Raw genomic sequence first — 18,359 nt, 5'->3', positions numbered from 1 at the left:
ATCTTATTGCTTTCTTATCCAGGTTTGAAAGGAATAAGCATATGCATGACGGTCATCGGCCGCGAAATCAAGGTTGTACACTTTTTCCCATTGCTGTTCGTTTATTGCCGGGAAAAAAGTGTCGCCTTCCAATACCGCATGTACCCTGGTTATATAAATTTTATGTGCAAGCGGCAAAAAAAGCTGGTATATCTGTCCGCCACCGGCTATAAAAGCTTCTTTGCAGTCGGTTTCTGCCGCTTTTGCCAGCGCTTCTTCCACCGAGCTTACTACCCACACATCATCGCGGTGAATGCCGTGATCGTGCCGGCGGGTAATAACAATATTATATCTTCCCGGCAAAGGCTCGGCTGCCATAGACACGTAAGTTTTCCTGCCCATGATCACCGGCATGCCCCAGGTAGTGTTCTTAAAGAACTTCATATCGTTGGGCAAACGCCACAGCAGTTCATTATTGTTGCCGATGGCATTGTTTTCCGAAGCAGCCACGATGAGCGATATAATCATATCCTAATAATTCAATACAAAGAACCAAATAACAAAAAACAAATAATTTCAAAGCCCGAAGTCAAAAATCCGAAATCCGAAACGAAATGCCAACGGTAAATCATAAACGACAAACTGTAAATGAAAGTAGTAATTCCATTTACAGATTATAAACCGTATCCCAATCAGGGGATTGCTTCGACCCTTACAAAATAGTACGCATCATTCATATCTGTGTAGGGTCTCGCAATGACGTTCAAATCCGAAGCGAACCAACGGTAAACAACAAACAATAAACTATAAATCCCTATACCGCCACCGGCGCTTTTATGGCCGGATGATGCTGGTAGTTTTCGAGCGTAAAATCTTCGAATGTAAAATCAAAAATATCCTTCACTTCCGGGTTCAGCCGCATTACGGGCAACGCATAAGGCGTACGCGATAATTGTAGCTTTGCCTGTTCAATATGATTGTTATATAAATGCACATCGCCGAAGGTATGTATAAATTCACCCGGTTCAAGGCTGCAAACCTGCGCAATCATTAGCGTAAGCAGCGCATAGGAAGCAATATTAAAAGGCACGCCCAGGAAAACATCGGCAGACCGCTGGTACAACTGGCAGGAAAGGGCAGGCTTTCCTCCGCCTTTCGGCTCAGCTACATAAAACTGGAACATGTTATGACAAGGCATCAAAGCCATTTTGGGAAGATCGGCTACATTCCATGCACTTACAATGAGCCTGCGGCTGTCCGGATTTTTTTTGATCTGGTCAATTACCTCCCTGATCTGGTCAATGGTTTGTCCGTTTGCCCCTTCCCAACTACGCCATTGCTTGCCATATACCGGGCCTAATTCACCATTACTGTCGGCCCATTCATTCCAGATGCTTACCTTATGCTCATTAAGATATTTGATATTGGTATCGCCTTTTAAAAACCACAGCAATTCGTATATAATGCTTCTCAGGTGTAGCTTTTTGGTGGTTACCAGCGGAAATCCCTTACGCAGATCAAACCTTGCCTGGTAGCCGAAACAACTGATGGTGCCTGTTCCCGTACGGTCGTGCTTTTGCACACCGCTATCCATAATATGCTGAAGTAACTGCAGGTATTGTTGCATGGGTGCAAGTTACGGCAAAAGCTGCAAGGAGATAATTTGAAAATGCGGAAATGTGGAAATCTGCCAGCCGGCAGGCTGGTTTGAAAATGAAAGGAGCGTCAGACTGCGGGTGAATATGGAAAATGTGAGTATACGGAAAACCGTTTCAGATCCGGTATTTTCTTACTGATCGCTAACTGCTGACCGCTGACAGCCACGATTAGAATTTTTTACGTCCAGGGCTTCCTCTTTATATTTATAAAATATTCACTGATCTTTACAACTCATAGAAATTCCGGCTTAAGATTAGCTTTTACTGTTATCACTGAAATAATTACAAAATGAAAAAGATTTTTTTACTTCCTGCTGTATTTTTTTTGTTATTATCAAACGGTTGTATGTCCACTAAAAAAAACACGGCTGCTTCCCTGTCGTTTGCGCCTAATATTGTTGTTGCCCATCGTGGCGCCTGGAAGAAAAACAACCTGCCTGAAAACTCTATTGCCTCATTAAAAGAAGCGGTGCGGATAGGTTGTACCGGCTCAGAGTTTGATGTGCATCTTACGGCAGATGACAGCCTGGTGGTTAACCACGATGCACATTATGCAGGGCTAACCATTGAAAAAAGCACCTATGCCGAATTATCCGCAACAAAACTATCCAATGGCGAAATGCTGCCCACGGTATATCATTACCTGAAGGAAGGCATGCAGCAAACCAAAACCATGATGGTACTGGAGATCAAGCCCTCCACCATAAGCAAAGAACGGGGACAGTACCTCGCGGAAAAAGTGGTGACGCTGGTAAAGCAGCTCAGGGCCGAACCGTGGATCATGTATATCAGCTTCGATTATGATATACTCAAAAAAATACTGGAACTGCAACCCGGCGCCAAAACCGCCTATCTTAACGGAGAGAAGACGCCGGAGCAACTGGCAGCGGATAAGATCTGGGGGGTAGACTATCATTACGCTGTTTTTAAAAAGAATAACAGTTGGATCGCAGACGCTCAGAAATTGGGAGTGAACCTGAATGTTTGGACGGTAAACAATGCAGAAGACATGGAGTGGTTCATCAATAATAAATTTGATTATATTACCACTAACGAGCCGGAGCTGTTATTTGACCTCATTGATAAAAAAGGAAGATGAAAAAATACGTTAAACACATAGGAACAGTAGAAACATAGGAACACAATAGAGAGCACAAAACTATGTGCACCTATGTGCCTATGATCCTATGTGTTACAGAAAAAACTAAACACATAGACACAATAGAAACATAAGAACACAATAGAGAATACAAAAAACTATGCGCACCTATGTGCCTATGATCCTATGGGGTCAGGAAAAAACTAAACACATAGACACAGCAGAAGCACAGAAACACAATAGAGAATACAAAAAAACTATGTGAACCTATGTGCCTATGATCCTATGTGGTCAGGAAAAAACTAAACACATTAGACACAGCAGAAGCACAGAAACACAATAGAGAATGCAAAAAAACTATGTGCACCTATGTGCCTATGTGTTAAAAAAACACCTAAGCACAGTAGAAACAGAAGCATATCAAAATAAACGCCCCGGATAATGATTAGTCCGGGGCGTTTTACATTTATAAATACAATTTTACCTGCCGCCAATAACATAGCGTGCCGCTATACCAAAATTAGAGGCATGAAAAGAATCATAATAATCGGGACGGGTGAAAAATATAGTTGGCCTATAATCCGCAGTTAAATTCAACGGTATAGAAGGGAACTTATAATCCAAGCCTCCTGTTGGATAGAACCCGAATCCAAAGCCCTTATACCTGTTTTCTCCTGAAAATGCATTATAGCCTGTTAAACCTCCGCCTACAAACCATTTCAACCCGGTTACCGGTATATCAAAATGGTGCTGATATCCTGCTGATACAGAAAGACTGAACGGACGATACCTGTTATTAGTATAATAGTATCCCTTAGTTCCTCCCCCGGCATTCAATTCAAAAGCTCCGGCATCGCTAACAAAGGTTTTATAGGAAAACGCAAAAAGGTCATAATAAGATTCCGGCGCTATACGTATACCTATAGCGCTTCTGTAATCTCCCTGTGCTGTGGCGGCAACGCTGATACCCGTTGCGATCAGGGTCATGCATAACAATTTTTTCATCATAACAATTTTTAATTTGATGTGGCAAAGATAACACCGAAAGAAAGATATCATAACTTATTATGCTGTATGGCACAGTTTTTAAACAGTCGTTAACATAATTGTTTTAACTTATACCACTTCTCGTTTCACAGCCTCATTAAAATTGCATGTAGCTAAAAAATATTATTCTTATTATATTTGACGCCTGTATGTTTACATTAAAAAGATCAGTGTTTGCACCTTCATTCTTTACGGTAATATTATTATTGTTCACATCGCAATTGCTGCCTGCTCAAAGCAATTCCGTTGATTTTAACCGCAAGGCTTATTATGCGGCCTTTACCAGCGCAGATATTAACGGTATTGAAAAACAATTGGATATTATAAGCCAAAGCGCACACGGGCAAAAAGATGCTTTTGAAGGCGCATTAATGATGAAAAAAGCAGGACTGATCAAAGGCGCATCCCACAAACTCAAAACATTTAAGGCAGGGAGGGAAAAATTAGATAGCATGATCGCTGCAAATGCCGGTAATGCCGAATTCCGGTTCCTCCGGCTGATGATACAGGAAAAGGCGCCCAAAATACTCCATTATGACCAACAATTAGAGGAAGATCGTCAATACCTGGTTGAGCATTTCAGATCTGTTCCGGAAAGCGTTCAAAAAGCTATCCTTGATTACAGCAAATCATCTAAAGTTTTATCACCCCAAGACTTCTAATCCCCGGCAAGTATGAGTAAAAAAGTTTTAGCCGTTTATTTTACGCAATCCGGCCAAATGGAAAGTATTATTGATCATTTTACCAAGCCGCTGGCATCCGCTGCCGATATTACCGTAGAGAAAGTGCGCATTTACCCTGCCAAACCGTTTCCTTTTCCATGGACGTCCGCCCTGTTTTTTGACGCTATGCCGGAGAGTGTGGATGGCATTCCCACAGCACTGGAACCCTTTACTTTTAAAGAAGCACAATACGACTTGATCATACTGGGTTATCAGCCCTGGTTTTTATCGCCAAGCATTCCTGCCGGCTCATTGCTACGGCATCGGTTATTTAAAGCCATACTTAACAATACGCCGGTGGTTACGATCAGCGGATGCAGGAATATGTGGATCAACGCCCAGGAGAAAGTAAAAAAGCTGCTTAAAGAAGCCGGTGCAAACCTGGCGGGAAACATTGCGCTGGTAGACCGGCATAATAACTATATCAGCCTGGTAACGATCCTTTACTGGATGCTTACCGGCAAAAAAGACAGGAAATGGGGGATATTCCCCAAACCCGGCGTATCGGATGAAGACATTGCCAATGCCGCTTTGTTTGGCCAAACGGTAAACACTCATTTACAAAAAAATGAGTGGCACGATCTGCAGGCCCACTTGCTGCAGCAACAGGCGGTAAACGTAAAATACAACCTGATGTTCATTGAACGAAAAGCAGGTCGCATATTTTCGATATGGTCGAAAATCATTAATGGCAGCAAAAAAAGACGCGCCTTACTTGTTGCATTCAAATATTATCTTTTAATTGCTCTTTGTATTGCGGCGCCTGTTATTTTACTGGTTGACGCTTTGTTTTTTAAACCCTTTCTGGGTAAGCGGATAAAACGACAAAAAGAATATTATGCAGGTGTGTCCCTGAAGTAATTGACAGACAACGATATAACTGTTAATTGTATTTGATAATATTCTATTTTTGAATTTCATACTTGAAGAAAATGTCATTGAACGAAGTTTATATTACAAGAACAGCCAGTTTTTTTCCCAACAGCCCTGTTTCAAATGATGAGATGGAGGAATACCTGGGCTATATTAATAACAAGCCGTCCAAGTCTAAGCGGATCGTGTTGCGCAATAATGGAATTACCAACAGGTACTACGCACTGGAAAAAGGAGGAAAGGTAACCCATACTAACGCAGAGATGGCGGCCCTGGCCGTAAAGTCTTTATTTAATGGCGCCCCGGATGATATAAAATCTGTTCAACTATTGTCATGCGGCACCTCCTCTCCCGATCAACTGATGCCCTCTCATGGGGTAATGGTTCATGGCTGGCTTCCGGAAAGCGGCGCTATAGAAGTGGTTTCACCTTCCGGTGTTTGCTGTGCGGGTATGCATGCGCTTAAATATGCGTACATGGCCATCAAAACAGGGGAGCTTACAACCGCTGTGGCTACCGGGTCAGAAAGAATGTCGGCATCACTGCGTGCAGAGAAATTTGAAGATGAGGTGCAGAAGCTGATCGAACTGGAAGAAAACCCTTATATCAGCTTTGAGAAAGAGTTTTTAAGATGGATGTTATCGGACGGCGCATCGGCATTTTTATTATCAGACAAAAAAAATGAAAAAGGCTTAACGCTTCGCATCGAATGGCTGGAAGGCGTTTCTTACGCGCAGGAAATGGAAACCTGCATGTATATGGCCGGCGAAAAGCTCGAAGACGGAACCCTGAAAAGTTTCTTAGAATATACGCCGGATGAAATAAATGAGCATTCTGTAATGAGCATTAAGCAGGATGTAAAGCTGCTCAGCGAACACATCGTTCCACTGGGTGGCATTAAGCTGAAACAATTATTTGAGAAGAAGGGATTAACGCCTGATGATATAGATTATTTTCTGCCCCATATGTCCAGCAACTTTTTTAAAAGCAAGATATATGAGCGGTTAGAATACAATGGCATCGGTATTCCGTATGAAAAATGGTTCGTTAACTTAAGTACCGTGGGCAACGTAGGCGCGGCATCGGTGTATATGATGATTGATGAATTATTTCATAGCGGGAAGCTTAAAAAAGGCGATAAAATTCTTTTACTGGTTCCCGAAAGCTCACGCTTTTCATATATGTATGGTTTATTGACTGTATGCTAAGGAATGTGAGAAATGTGGAAATGAAAGCAATGCGGGAGGCTAATAGCATATCGGGATAGTTACAAGTTGCAGGTTACAGGGTGCGGGTTTATCGTTTCACGATGGGATGAAAAGGTGAAAAGAGAGACGTGAGACGTGGCTGATTGCCAATGGCTGAAGGCTGATCGCTGATAGCCCAAACCTGACACGGGACAATTCGCATTGCAAAATAATTGCTCAATGAAAAAAGAAGACATACCCCAGGATCCCAGTGCTTTGCAAAATGTAACGAAAGAAGTTTCGTATGCAGTTGATGAAAATGGGAAGTATGTAACAGAACTGAGTGCCGGCTGGGATGTAAAAATAAAGGCATTAGATGTTGCCTGGAGCGACATTGAAAAAAAGGTAGCCGGCGCCAGGCAAAAAGTGCTGAATAAGGAAGCCAGCCCGCTGTTATATTTCATGGAACTAAAGCTGATGGATATAGAGATCCTGTCGGCCTATACCGGTTTTTGGAAATGGCAGGTAAAGCGTCATTTAAAACCCAGCGTTTTTGAAAAACTATCAGCTAAAAAATTGCAGCGATACGCAACCGCTTTTGACGTAACGGTTGAAGCATTAAAAAATGTGAACTGGAATGAAACCGGAGTATAAGCACCTGCAGGCGGCGCATTGCGAAAATGGGGTAACAACGAGCCTGCTGCAGCATTACGGGGTACATCAGATAACGGAACCTTTAGCTTTTGGCATCGGTTCGGGGCTGTTCTTTATTTATATCCCTTTCATGAAAGTAAATGACGGCCCTGCCATTTCCTTTCGTACCATGCCGGGTATGATCTTTAAGCGTACCTGTAAATCGCTGGCAATTCCTATACTGCGTAAAAAATTCTCTTCTAAAGAAAACGCGAAACAGGCATTGGACAACCGGCTGGCGGAAGGTCACCCTGCTGCCTGCCAGGTGGGTGTTTTTTATCTTCCTTATTTTCCAAAAGAATACCGCTTCCATTTTAACGCGCATAACTTAATTGTAGTGGGAAAGGAAGGAGACAACTATCTCATCAGCGATCCCATTATGGAAACCATCACCACCATGAACAGCTATGAGCTGGAGCGGGTTAGGTTTGCCAGGGGTCCGCTTGCTCCCCGCGGGCAACTGTATTTTCCACAAAAAACAGGAGCAGTAACGCAGGAGCAAATGAAACACGCGATTATTACCGGCATCAAAAGAAATGTACGCCATATGCTATATGCACCCGGTAATATTGCCGGCATCAGCGGCATACGCTATACCGCCAAAAAAATAAAAAAATGGCGTGATACACTGGGGCTGGAAAGATCGCGCAGCTACCTGGCGCAACTGGTGCGGATGCAGGAAGAAATTGGTACAGGCGGCGGCGGCTTTCGTTTTATTTATGCGGCGTTTTTACAGCAGGCGCATGCCTATTTCCCTGTTGATGAATTGATGGATATATCAAAACAGTTTACCAAAGCCGGCGACCTGTGGAGAGATGCGGCTATACAGGCATCGGGCATTTATAAAGGCCGGCTTACGGAACAGCACGACTACAATATAATGGGCGATCACCTGTTGGAAATAGCAGCGCTTGAAAAAGAGGCGTTCAATGATTTGGCTGCCACACTAAAAAAATTACGTTAATGGAGCATACAGGGTGCAAGTTACAGGGTACAGGGTGCAGGGTGCAGGGTACAAGTTACAAGTTGCAGGGTACAGGGTACAAGTTACAAGTTGCAGGGTACTGGTTGCTGGGCACAGGGTGCAGGACAAGTTTATACCATGCACCATACCGCTATCGCCGAACAAAAGTCTTTCACACCTTATACCTTACACCTTATACCTTACACCTCATACCCTATACCCTATACCTCACATCCCATACCTGATACCCCATACCTCAACCATGCCCTCCGCCATCCATATAGAAAACCTGAGCTTTGCATACAAAGGCAATACCCATAAGGCAATAAGGCAATTCAGTATGCAGGTGGAAAAGGGCGACCGTTTTGGCATTTTTGGACCCAACGGGGCAGGTAAAACCACTTTAATGAACCTGATGACCGGACTGTTGCCCTATACAACAGGATCTGTTCAACTGATGGGACATGAAGTAAAGAACAATAAAAAACGCGTTAATACCTTATTTGGCTTTGTGCCGCAGGACTTCTCTTTTTATCATGAGCTGAGCCCGGCAGAGAATATGGAATTTTTCGGCGCCTGGGCAGGATTAACCAAACAGCAGATCGGGCAAAGAATAAATGACCTGCTGAACATTATGCAATTGCAGGATGTACGGAACAAGCCGGTAAACAAATTTTCGGGCGGCATGAAACGCAGGGTAAACCTTGCCATTGCGGTTATGCACGAGCCCCCTGTATTATTCTTAGATGAGCCAACGGTGGGTGTGGATGTGCAAACGCGGCATGCCATTATTCGTTATCTGAAAGAACTGAACGAAAAGGGCACTACACTAGTATATACATCGCACCAGTTGAAAGAGGCGGAAGACCTGTGTAATAAAGTAGCAATGATAGATGAAGGAAGAATAATCGCTAGTAATACGCTAAACCAATTATTAAAAGAACATCAGCAGGATGGGCTGGAAGGATTGTTCCTCAACCTTACGGGAAGGGAATATAGAGATTAAAGATTTTAAATTTGAAATGCGGCTGGCTTATAGATCATTAACAAATTGAAAAGTGGTTATTATAAATAAAAGAGAAGTATGCTGAAGAGGTTATCCATTATGAAATATAAAAATGAAGCAAAGCCTGATTTTAATAAGCGCTCTATAAACCGCATAATCTCAAATCTGAAATCTCAAATTTCAAATTCTTTTGTTTAAGCTCTGGTCAACGATAATAAAGGATTGCAGGATTTTAACCCGCGACAAAATGGGACTGACCCTGATGTTCCTGATGCCCATTGTATTGGCCATTGTAATAGCATCGGTACAAAACAGCACTTTTGAGCTGGTCAATGAAAATAAAATACCTATTCTCCTTTTTAATAAAGATACCAGCGAACCGGCCAGAGAACTGGAAACAGCATTAGCCAAAGTGGGCATGTTTGATATAAAAAAGGTAGAGGATATTCAAAATGAAGAAGCGCTTAAAGACCGTATTAATACCAAAAACGCGTTAGTTGCCATTGTTATCCCCGGTAATTATTCAGAGGATGTTTTAAAAAAAGCAAAAAATATAGCGTCGGAAGCTTTAAAAAATATAGCACCGCCACAAGATTCGGTACAGCAAACCCCGCATGAGGCAGCCCCTGTTCAACTGTATTATCATCCCGTATTGCAGCAATCTTTTCGGAAAAGCATTGACGGCATGCTGCGCAGCACCCTGCAATTTATCCAAACCAAATATATCGTAAAAGACGTATACCATGCCGTAAATGAAGAAGACATCCCCGTTTCCTTAGAGGATCAGATCGTTACCAATCAAACCCCCATAGCGGAAATTTCTGTTTCAAAGAACAACAGCCGTCAAATACCCAATGCCACGCAGCACAATATTCCGGCCTGGACGATCTTCGCCATGTTCTTTATTGTTATATCGCTCGGTAGCAGCGTGGTAAGGGAAAAATTAAATGGCAGCATTATCCGGCTGCGCACCTTGCCTACTCATTTTGGGTTAGCTATCATTTCAAAACAAATTACTTACGTGGCGGTAACGATGTTGCAGGCAGCCGTTATTTTTTCTATTGGCATATGGCTATTTCCGCAAATGGGCCTGCCCGCGTTAAACCTGCCCTCCGACAAGGGCGCTTTATTGCTGGTAACCTTCATTTGCGGCTGGTGCGCCGCGAGCTTCGCTATTTGCATTGGCGTTTTTTCCAACACGCAGGAGCAGGCAAACGGCTTTGGCGCAGTATCTGTTGTATTGCTCGCTGCCATTGGCGGACTATTAGTACCCTCCTTCGTAATGCCACCATCCTTCCAGCTTATCATGAGGTTATCGCCGCTGCACTGGTGCCTTGAAGCCTATTATGGACTGTTCCTGGAGGGCGGCAGGCTACGGGATATTGGGATGAATATTATACCTTTATTGGTTATTACATTATTATTGCAAATAATTGCGTTTTACGGGTTAAAACGTAAAAATCTGATCTGAAAATTTCATCAATGGAAAAGGAACAATTAAAGCAACAGCTCAAAGAACAAATAATTCAATTTCTAAATCTTACCAGCGTAAAACCAGCGGATATCAAAGATGACGAGCCTTTATTTGGCGAAGGGCTCGGACTTGATTCTATTGACTCTATTGAACTGATCGTATTACTGTCGCGCGAATACGGCATTACCATACAAGACCCTAAGGAAGGCCGGAAAATACTGGTAGATATCAATACCATGGCAGACTATATTATCCTGCACCAAACAAAATAAAAATTTTCTATTGAGCAGGATCTTTGTAACAGGAATGGGAATGATCAGCGCTATTGGGGATGCTGTACAAAAAAACCGGGAAGCGCTGATCAGGAAGCAAAGCGGCATTTCCACGCTAACATTATTTAACACAAAGTATACCGGGCTGAGACCCTGTGGTGAAATAAAAAAGGGAACCCAGGAGCTGAAAGATATGCTGCATGCCCATGAAAAAGGAACTACCCGCAGCTCCGCACTGGCTTTACATGCATTTAAAGAAGCGGCTGATGATGCGGGTCTTTCGGCTCAACAGTTATCGTCACCGCATACAGCGCTTATTGGCGGGTCTACGGTAGGCGGCATGTGCCTTACGGATGAACTATACCATGATGCAAACAGGAGTGAGAACGGCTCCGAGTATCTTTCGTCTTATGATTGCGCTTCCGTTAATTTGTACCTGCAAAAGCGTTACCGGATGGGCGGTATTATTAATACCATCAACACCGCATGTTCCTCTTCTTCTAATGCCATTATGTATGGCGCAAGGTTATTAAAAAACGGTTTGGCTAAGTGCGTGATCGCCGGCGGAACCGACAGCCTGGCTAAGTTCACGATCAACGGCTTTAACGCGTTGCATATTCTTTCCCCTGAAAAATGCGCCCCGTTCGACAGGGACAGGAAGGGGCTGAACCTGGGTGAAGCTGCTGCATTCCTGGTATTGGAAAAAGAGGAAGATATTGCCGGTAAAAAAACATACGCTGAATTAACGGGTTATGGCAACAGCAACGATGCGTTTCATCCTTCCTCATTATCGGACGAAGGAGACGGTCCTTTTTTGTGTATGCAAAAAGCTTTAGAAAAAGCCGGGCTTTCGGCGCCGGCCATCAGCTTTATCAATGCGCACGGTACCGCTACTGAAAATAACGACGCCGTTGAAAGCCGGGCTATGCTGCGCTTATTTGGTACGCCTCCGCCCTTTGCTTCCACCAAAGCCAACACAGGTCACACGCTTGGAGCGGCAGGCGCTGTGGAGGCAGTATTTAGTGTTTTAAGCCTTTACTACCAGGAAATATATCCCGGTTTGCATTTCAGCAATGCAATAGCAGCCACAGGCCTAAAACCTGAAACCCATTACAGGCAAATGTCATTGCAGCATGTGATGTCTAATTCATTTGGTTTCGGGGGTAATTGCACTTCGCTCATCTTTTCGAAAGTATAGAAGAGGGATTGGGAGTTTAGGGTTTATAGTTTGTTATTTGTGGTTTATGGTTACATTCGTTTGGGTTCTGGATTTTTCGTTTCGGATTTCGGATTTCAGGCTTCGGATTTGATTTAATATTTGAATTTTATTTGCTTCTTGTGATTTGTTTTTTGGTTCTTTAATTCGAACTTTACTTCCCATGTATATCCATCACCATACCTGCATATCGCCCCAGCAAACTTTTAGAAATGCCGATGTGGAAGCATTGCAGGAAAACACTGATAATAAATTAAAGGCAAAGGAACCGGTATATGATGGCATTCCGCCCGGTATTTTACGCAGGATGGGGAAAGCGGTAAGAATGGGCATAGGCGCTGCAATACCCATCATCAAACAACAATCAACAGACGGGATTATTATAGGCACGGCCAACGGGGGCATGGAAGACTGCATTAAATTCCTTAACCAGATCATAGCTTATGACGAAGGGATGCTCACCCCGGGAAATTTTGTACAAAGCACCCCCAATGCCATTGCGGCGCAAATGGGATTGCTGGATAAAAACAGGGGATACAACATTACCCATGTGCACCGGGGGCTGGCATTTGAAAATGCATTGCTCGATGCCATGCTGATGATCAGGGAAAACCCGGGTAATCATTACCTGCTGGGAGCAGTGGATGAAATTTCCGACTACAATTATAATATTGATCTTTTAGACGGCTGTTACAAAAACGAAAAGATCTCTAATAAAGCGCTGTATACCACGTCATCTGAGGGTACTATTGCCGGAGAAGGCGCGGTTATGTTTTTAGTTAATAACGATGCTGAAAATGCCTTAGCAAAAATAAACGCTATACAAACCCTTCATACAACAGATGAAACAGAAGTAAGGCATGCGCTCCGGCAATTCATGCAACAGCACTTTGCTCCCGGGCAGAAAGCAGATATGCTGCTCACCGGTGAAAATGGCGATAACCGTTTATTAAAATATTATACTGCCGCCGAATCGCTGTTTGACGATCATACTACCGTTGCCCGTTTTAAACACATGTGCGGCGAATACCCTACCGCTTCATCGGTAGCACTATGGCTGGCCTGTTACCCGCAGCCATTACCCCCGCATATGATCAAAAAACAAGGATCAGCCGCTGCTGTGCGGAATATCATTATTTATAACAGCTACCGGGGATTGCAACACAGTTTTATACACATTGTTATTACTCACAAAAAATAAAAACCCTGTACTTTCGTTTATTATCGCAATCATATCACTAAACAAATAAATAGCCATTTGTATGAAATCACTCCCCAAAATCATCCTTCTTTTTGCAGTAACATTTGCTTCGCTCCAGCTATACGCCCAGCGCATCCGCGTAGTGGAAGGTAAGGTACCTGACCTGAAAAATGAAAAAGCGGTGAATACCGAATTTACCTATGATAATATAAGTGTAGGTAAATTTGATAAAGAAGCCGACTACATTAAGGCAAAAACAGAAGAATACAATAATAAGGAAGCAGGAAGAGGAGACAGCTGGGCAAAGAAATGGGTGGATGACCGGGAGTACAGATTTCAGCCTAAGTTTGACGAATTACTTACCAAATACAGTGATCTGACCATAGACAATAATGCCAAATACACGATTATATTCCATACCACTTTCATAGAGCCGGGATTTAATATTGGCATCACCCGTAAAAACGCTTTTATCAATGGCGAAGTGCTGATTGTGGAAACTGCCAATAAAAGTAATGTAATAGCTAAACTATCTGTTGATAAAGCTCCGGGCAATTCGTATTGGGGAAATGATTTCGATACCGGTGAAAGGCTTTCAGAAACCTACGCTACTGCTGGCAAAGCGCTGGGAAAGTTTATTAAGAAATAATAGTACGGATAAATTATGCTGAAGATAAAGAGGTTGCAAAAATCATGGCAACCTCTTTATCTTTTATATCAAAAATATTCCAATTCTCATCTTAAAACTTAAACCCAACCGTGAGCAATATATTGCCAATGGTATTGCTAAGCTTCGCAGCGTTATATACGCCTTCATCTAAACGATAGGGATAATACGCGTCTTTAATGATCTGGTGAATATAGGCCAGGTCAACAAACATTCCTTTATTACGCCAGCCCAGCCCGCCACTGATATTCATACGGCTTGCATTGGTTATATCTCCGGGCTGGTTGTCAAAATAATTGCTGGTATAGGGGTTGCTATAATAGTTGAAGCCGGCCCTAACCATTACCGTTTCAAATTTCAATTCCCCACCAATTCGAAAATTGATAGCAGATTTGAATACCTTATCTATATCCTTATTTAGTTTGTTGAAATATTCTTTATCCCCTGCGCTCGTATTATCCTGTGTATTAAATGTATTCCCTTTATAATCCACATATTCAATATCGGCAGTGATAAATCCTTTTTGAGAACTTACATCCGCCTGGGTTCCGAAAATATAGGCCAGTCCTGCGCCTATACGCATGGGGGTTTTATACCTGTATGTATATTCACCCGCGTAGCCGTCATTCAGATCCAGCGAGCTCTGCGACTTAACGCCTGCGTAACCTTCAGTATCAGTAGTAAGCGAAGCATAATAAGTATCCTTAAAAGAATACCAGGAAGGGCTATGAAAATTCAATCCTACCCGCAATGCCTCAACAGGTTTAAATATGATACCGATTTTAATGCTTGCTCCCGTACCATCTGTTCTTAAATAATCGTCTGCAACAAAACTATCAAAATAATTTCCAGGATCACTCTTAGTGTCTATTTCCTTAAAACTACTGTTACGTACGTATTTTAACGTGTTAATATTGAGTGAACCTCCAATATAAAATACATCGTTATAATTTCCTCCAACACCTATACTAAAATCTGAAATACTTCCCTTTGTTGATATAATCTGTTGCTGCCCCAGAGGCCCTCCCGTCCTTAATATATCTGAAGCACTACTGAAATATCCAAAATTGCCATTCATATCGGTTATTGTATCAATGAGATAAGTATTAAATGCAAGGGCGGGACCATACCTATAATTAGGGTCATTTAACATTTCATCTATATCATTAGGGCCGGCTCTATTATCACGATATAACTGATCAATATATTTTTCCGAATATGAATTTTGATTATTCTCCCCGCTAAGATACACTCTATTATTAAAATTAGCTGCTTTGCTAACAGCCAGCCCAACGCTCATATTCTTCCATTTGCTGTTTGCTTTATAAGAGGGAATGCCCCAAACTACACCCACAGGTCCGTAATTGAAGCTGCTTTTACTGTCGGTTGCCGAAGCGCCCCTGTAAGTAGCTTTATTGTTGCTAAAAGTAAAGCCGGGTGTTAACACGATTTCGCTCGTTTTATATAATCCGATCCCCGCGGGGTTGGTATAAAGCGCCGATATGTCGCCGCCCAATGCGCTAACAGCTCCCCCTAATGATTGCGCACGTGCCGTTCCCTGTGGCGTAAGCCAGGAGTACCGTATGGCGTCTAAAGGTTCCTGCGCTGATAAAATGGTAATGGAAAGAATAAATCCTGAAGTTAATACTAGTTTCCTCATATTTTTGAATGGTTTAAAATCAAAGGATCTGCAACTTTATTATACTAAAAAGAGCGGAAAGCCGCTCTTTTGGTTTAGAAAATAATATTGTAAAACTGTACTATTACACACTATACCGGCAATTATCTGCCCCCTCTGCCGGGTGAACGGGAAGGAGCGCTGCCACCTCCGCTGCTTCTGCTGCCTGAATTTGAACTGGGAGCAACCCTTGGTGCGGAAGGTGTGCTATTGCTGCGTTCAAATGTTCTGGCAGGCCGGCTTTCGCTGCTCCTGTCTGCAGAACGGCGCGGACTGGTGGTGTTACCCGAAGAAGAGCTGCGGGGGTTGATATAATTGTTATCGTTATTCCTGAATACTCTTACCGGTGCATTCCTGCTGTTATTTAATTCCGGATTACTGTTCCGGTTGCCATAACTGCCAAGGTTTGTTCTCCTGGGTGCGTAAGTTCCCGCAGGCCTCACATTACCGGGCTTGGTAGAAATTAAACCGGGATAATAATGCCCGTATCCATAAGAAGGATAATAAGGATTATAAAATGAATAAGGATTATAAAATCCGTTATACAAACCTCCCCATCCAAAACCCATGCCCATACCCATTCCATAATAGGAGGACGCATAAGGCGAATAGAAGGAATAAGGATTATAACCAAACCCCATTCCGAACCTGCTGCCATATGAATATGGCGAATACATACCGCCGCCATAATAGCCATAATCATCTAACGACGACCAAAGCGAGGGATTCCTTACTTTCATACGGAGATAATTGTCTTCACTGCTGTAAGCGGAACGGTCCTGTTCCGTTTGCACATTCACGTATTCATCCTGCCCGCCATTATCATCGTAATATTCATCATCGTTATTGGAGTAGGCTACACGCTGCTGTGGCGCAGGAGAATAATACACATCATCGGGTGTTTGGCCCGATTTATACATGGTGGAGCAGCTACTAAGCCCTACAGCCACCGCCGCCAAAAGTAAAATTCTCTTATTCATACATAGAGTGTTTTAAAATTACACCATGAAGTTACTACATTTGCGACAATTCGCACTGTTAATCTATTCAAAATAGTTGGGTATATATTAAAAGATATCCTATGTGAATTAACGCCTTTCAGGGTGCATAAAACAAGAACATATTAAAAAAATCATGAGCAAAGAAATTACTTCCCGGTTGCAGGATTACGCACAATGGTATAATGATCTTGTTATCAAAGGCGGACTGGCAGATTATTCTGCCGTAAGGGGCTGCATGGTAATTAAGCCCTACGGGTTTACATTATGGGAAAACATGCGCGACCAGTTAGACAGGATGTTTAAAGATACCGGGCATGTGAACGCTTATTTCCCGCTGTTTGTTCCCAAAAGCCTGTTTGAGGCGGAAGAAAAAAACGCGGAGGGTTTTGCAAAAGAATGTGCCATCGTAACCCACTACCGCCTGAAGTCCGACCCGGATAATAAAGGCAAGCTGATCGTTGATCCGGAAGCGAAGTTAGAAGAAGAGCTGGTAGTACGCCCCACAAGCGAGGCTATTATATGGAGTACTTATAAAACATGGATCCAGTCTTACCGTGATCTTCCTTTATTAATAAACCAATGGGCAAACGTTGTACGATGGGAAATGCGGACCCGTCTTTTTCTGCGTACCACGGAGTTTTTATGGCAGGAGGGACATACCGCCCATGCCACGGCACAGGAAGCGATAGAAGAAACGACACGCATGCTGGATGTGTATGCCGACTTTGCAGAAAACTGGATGGCGCTGCCGGTGATAAAAGGGGTAAAAACAGCCAGCGAAAGATTTGCCGGCGCCATTGACACCTATTGCATTGAGGCGATGATGCAGGATGGCAAAGCCCTGCAGGCAGGTACTTCCCATTTTTTAGGTCAAAACTTCGCCAAAGCTTTTGACGTACAGTTCTTAAACAAAGAAAATAAACAGGAGTATGTGTGGGCAACATCCTGGGGTGTTTCCACCCGCCTGATTGGCGCGCTGGTAATGGCGCACAGCGATGATGACGGACTAATTATACCTCCCAAAATTGCACCTTTCCAGGTAGTTATAGTGCCTATTCATAAGGGTGAGGAACAAAAAGCGGTAATAGACGCAAAAGTGAAAACGCTTGTGCAGGAGCTAAAGCTGGCCGGGATAAGAGTAAAGTATGATGATAACGATAATAACCGGCCGGGCTGGAAATTTGCCGAGTATGAAAAAAAAGGGGTGCCGGTTCGCATCGCCATCGGCGCAAGGGATATTGAAAATAATACAGTAGAAATTGCCCGCAGGGATACCAAAGAAAAAGTAAGCGTGGGTATGGATGATTTGCCGCTGCGCATTATTAACCTGCTGCAGCAAATACAACAGGATATGTTTGATAAAGCAAAAGCATACCGCGATGAGCATATTACTCCTGCCAATACCTGGGACGAATTTGTTCGGCTGCTTAATGAAAAGGGCGGGTTCATATCGGCTCACTGGGATGGTACGGACGAAACGGAAGAGAAAATCAAGGAGCAAACCAAAGCCACCATCCGCTGTATTCCTTTAAACGGGGAAGCGGAAGAAGGCAAATGCATATTAACCGGGCAGCCCAGTAAGAAAAGGGTTTTATTTGCACAGGCGTATTAAGGGAGGTATC

18 protein-coding genes are annotated in these 18,359 nt (G+C 43.1%); 13 read left to right on the top strand and 5 right to left on the bottom strand.

What is annotated here, in order from left to right:
- Positions 1-3 precede the first annotated feature (3 nt).
- Complete coding sequence (locus PLE34_RS05115; protein ID WP_324554711.1) at positions 4-507, bottom strand: dihydrofolate reductase; 504 nt, start codon at positions 505-507, stop codon at positions 4-6.
- A 286-nt stretch (positions 508-793) separates the two neighbouring features.
- The gene (locus PLE34_RS05110; protein ID WP_324554710.1) at positions 794-1,606 is read right to left on the bottom strand and encodes a thymidylate synthase; all 813 of its coding nucleotides are present in this window, start codon (positions 1,604-1,606) and stop codon (positions 794-796) included.
- Between the two features lie 377 nt (positions 1,607-1,983).
- Between PLE34_RS05110 and PLE34_RS05105 the strand changes: the two genes are divergently transcribed.
- A complete protein-coding gene (locus PLE34_RS05105; RefSeq protein ID WP_324554709.1) occupies positions 1,984-2,736 on the top strand; it encodes a glycerophosphodiester phosphodiesterase family protein in 753 nt (250 codons plus the stop codon).
- Between the two features lie 480 nt (positions 2,737-3,216).
- Here the strand turns inward: PLE34_RS05105 and PLE34_RS05100 are convergent, their stop codons facing one another.
- Positions 3,217-3,744: a hypothetical protein gene (locus PLE34_RS05100; protein WP_324554708.1), complete on the bottom strand. Its 528-nt coding sequence runs from the start codon at positions 3,742-3,744 to the stop codon at positions 3,217-3,219.
- Between the two features lie 188 nt (positions 3,745-3,932).
- On the opposite strand from PLE34_RS05100, the gene PLE34_RS05095 reads away from it, so the two are divergent.
- The 11 genes from PLE34_RS05095 to PLE34_RS05045 all read left to right on the top strand — a co-directional run bounded on the left by PLE34_RS05095 (position 3,933) and on the right by PLE34_RS05045 (position 14,040).
- Positions 3,933-4,445 (top strand): hypothetical protein, encoded by a 513-nt coding sequence (locus PLE34_RS05095; RefSeq protein ID WP_324554707.1) that lies wholly within the window; start codon positions 3,933-3,935, stop codon positions 4,443-4,445.
- Between the two features lie 12 nt (positions 4,446-4,457).
- Positions 4,458-5,366 carry a hypothetical protein gene (locus PLE34_RS05090; RefSeq protein WP_324554706.1) on the top strand — a complete coding sequence of 303 codons (909 nt, stop codon included), beginning with the start codon at positions 4,458-4,460 and terminating at the stop codon, positions 5,364-5,366.
- Positions 5,367-5,437: 71 nt separating this feature from the next.
- Positions 5,438-6,586: a dialkylresorcinol biosynthesis protein DarB gene (gene darB / locus PLE34_RS05085; RefSeq protein ID WP_324554705.1), complete on the top strand. Its 1,149-nt coding sequence runs from the start codon at positions 5,438-5,440 to the stop codon at positions 6,584-6,586.
- A gap of 219 nt (positions 6,587-6,805) precedes the next feature.
- Complete coding sequence (gene DarG, locus PLE34_RS05080; protein ID WP_324554704.1) at positions 6,806-7,219, top strand: flexirubin biosynthesis protein DarG; 414 nt, start codon at positions 6,806-6,808, stop codon at positions 7,217-7,219.
- A complete protein-coding gene (darH, locus tag PLE34_RS05075) occupies positions 7,203-8,222 on the top strand; it encodes a BtrH-related acyltransferase DarH (protein WP_324554703.1) in 1,020 nt (339 codons plus the stop codon). Before DarG ends, darH begins: the two co-directional genes overlap by 17 nt.
- Before the next feature lie 262 nt (positions 8,223-8,484).
- Positions 8,485-9,228 carry an ABC transporter ATP-binding protein gene (locus tag PLE34_RS05070; RefSeq protein ID WP_324554702.1) on the top strand — a complete coding sequence of 248 codons (744 nt, stop codon included), beginning with the start codon at positions 8,485-8,487 and terminating at the stop codon, positions 9,226-9,228.
- Positions 9,229-9,418: 190 nt separating this feature from the next.
- Positions 9,419-10,699, top strand: coding sequence for an ABC transporter permease (locus PLE34_RS05065; RefSeq protein WP_324554701.1), 1,281 nt, complete (start codon positions 9,419-9,421; stop codon positions 10,697-10,699).
- A gap of 11 nt (positions 10,700-10,710) precedes the next feature.
- A complete protein-coding gene (locus PLE34_RS05060; RefSeq protein ID WP_324554700.1) occupies positions 10,711-10,974 on the top strand; it encodes a phosphopantetheine-binding protein in 264 nt (87 codons plus the stop codon).
- Positions 10,975-10,984: 10 nt separating this feature from the next.
- Positions 10,985-12,172 carry a beta-ketoacyl-[acyl-carrier-protein] synthase family protein gene (locus PLE34_RS05055; RefSeq protein ID WP_324554699.1) on the top strand — a complete coding sequence of 396 codons (1,188 nt, stop codon included), beginning with the start codon at positions 10,985-10,987 and terminating at the stop codon, positions 12,170-12,172.
- Positions 12,173-12,353: 181 nt separating this feature from the next.
- Positions 12,354-13,391: a beta-ketoacyl synthase chain length factor gene (locus PLE34_RS05050; RefSeq protein ID WP_324554698.1), complete on the top strand. Its 1,038-nt coding sequence runs from the start codon at positions 12,354-12,356 to the stop codon at positions 13,389-13,391.
- Between the two features lie 61 nt (positions 13,392-13,452).
- Positions 13,453-14,040, top strand: a complete 588-nt coding sequence (locus PLE34_RS05045; RefSeq protein WP_324554697.1) for a hypothetical protein — start codon at positions 13,453-13,455, stop codon at positions 14,038-14,040.
- Between the two features lie 91 nt (positions 14,041-14,131).
- On the opposite strand, the gene PLE34_RS05040 is transcribed toward PLE34_RS05045, so the two are convergent.
- Together PLE34_RS05040 and PLE34_RS05035 are read right to left on the bottom strand one after the other, a co-directional pair.
- A complete protein-coding gene (locus tag PLE34_RS05040; RefSeq protein WP_324554696.1) occupies positions 14,132-15,718 on the bottom strand; it encodes an OmpP1/FadL family transporter in 1,587 nt (528 codons plus the stop codon).
- Positions 15,719-15,840: 122 nt separating this feature from the next.
- Positions 15,841-16,716, bottom strand: a complete 876-nt coding sequence (locus PLE34_RS05035; protein WP_324554695.1) for a hypothetical protein — start codon at positions 16,714-16,716, stop codon at positions 15,841-15,843.
- Between the two features lie 154 nt (positions 16,717-16,870).
- On the opposite strand from PLE34_RS05035, the gene proS reads away from it, so the two are divergent.
- Positions 16,871-18,349, top strand: coding sequence for a proline--tRNA ligase (gene proS, locus PLE34_RS05030; RefSeq protein ID WP_324554694.1), 1,479 nt, complete (start codon positions 16,871-16,873; stop codon positions 18,347-18,349).
- The last annotated feature ends 10 nt before the right edge of the window (positions 18,350-18,359 follow it).

Origin of the sequence: Agriterribacter sp., from assembly GCF_035445465.1 — a bacterium.
In the GTDB taxonomy this organism is placed as follows: Bacteria; Bacteroidota; Bacteroidia; order Chitinophagales; family Chitinophagaceae; genus Agriterribacter.
Note: the sequence above shows the minus strand (reverse complement) of the source record. Positions and strands in the feature narration are given on the sequence as shown.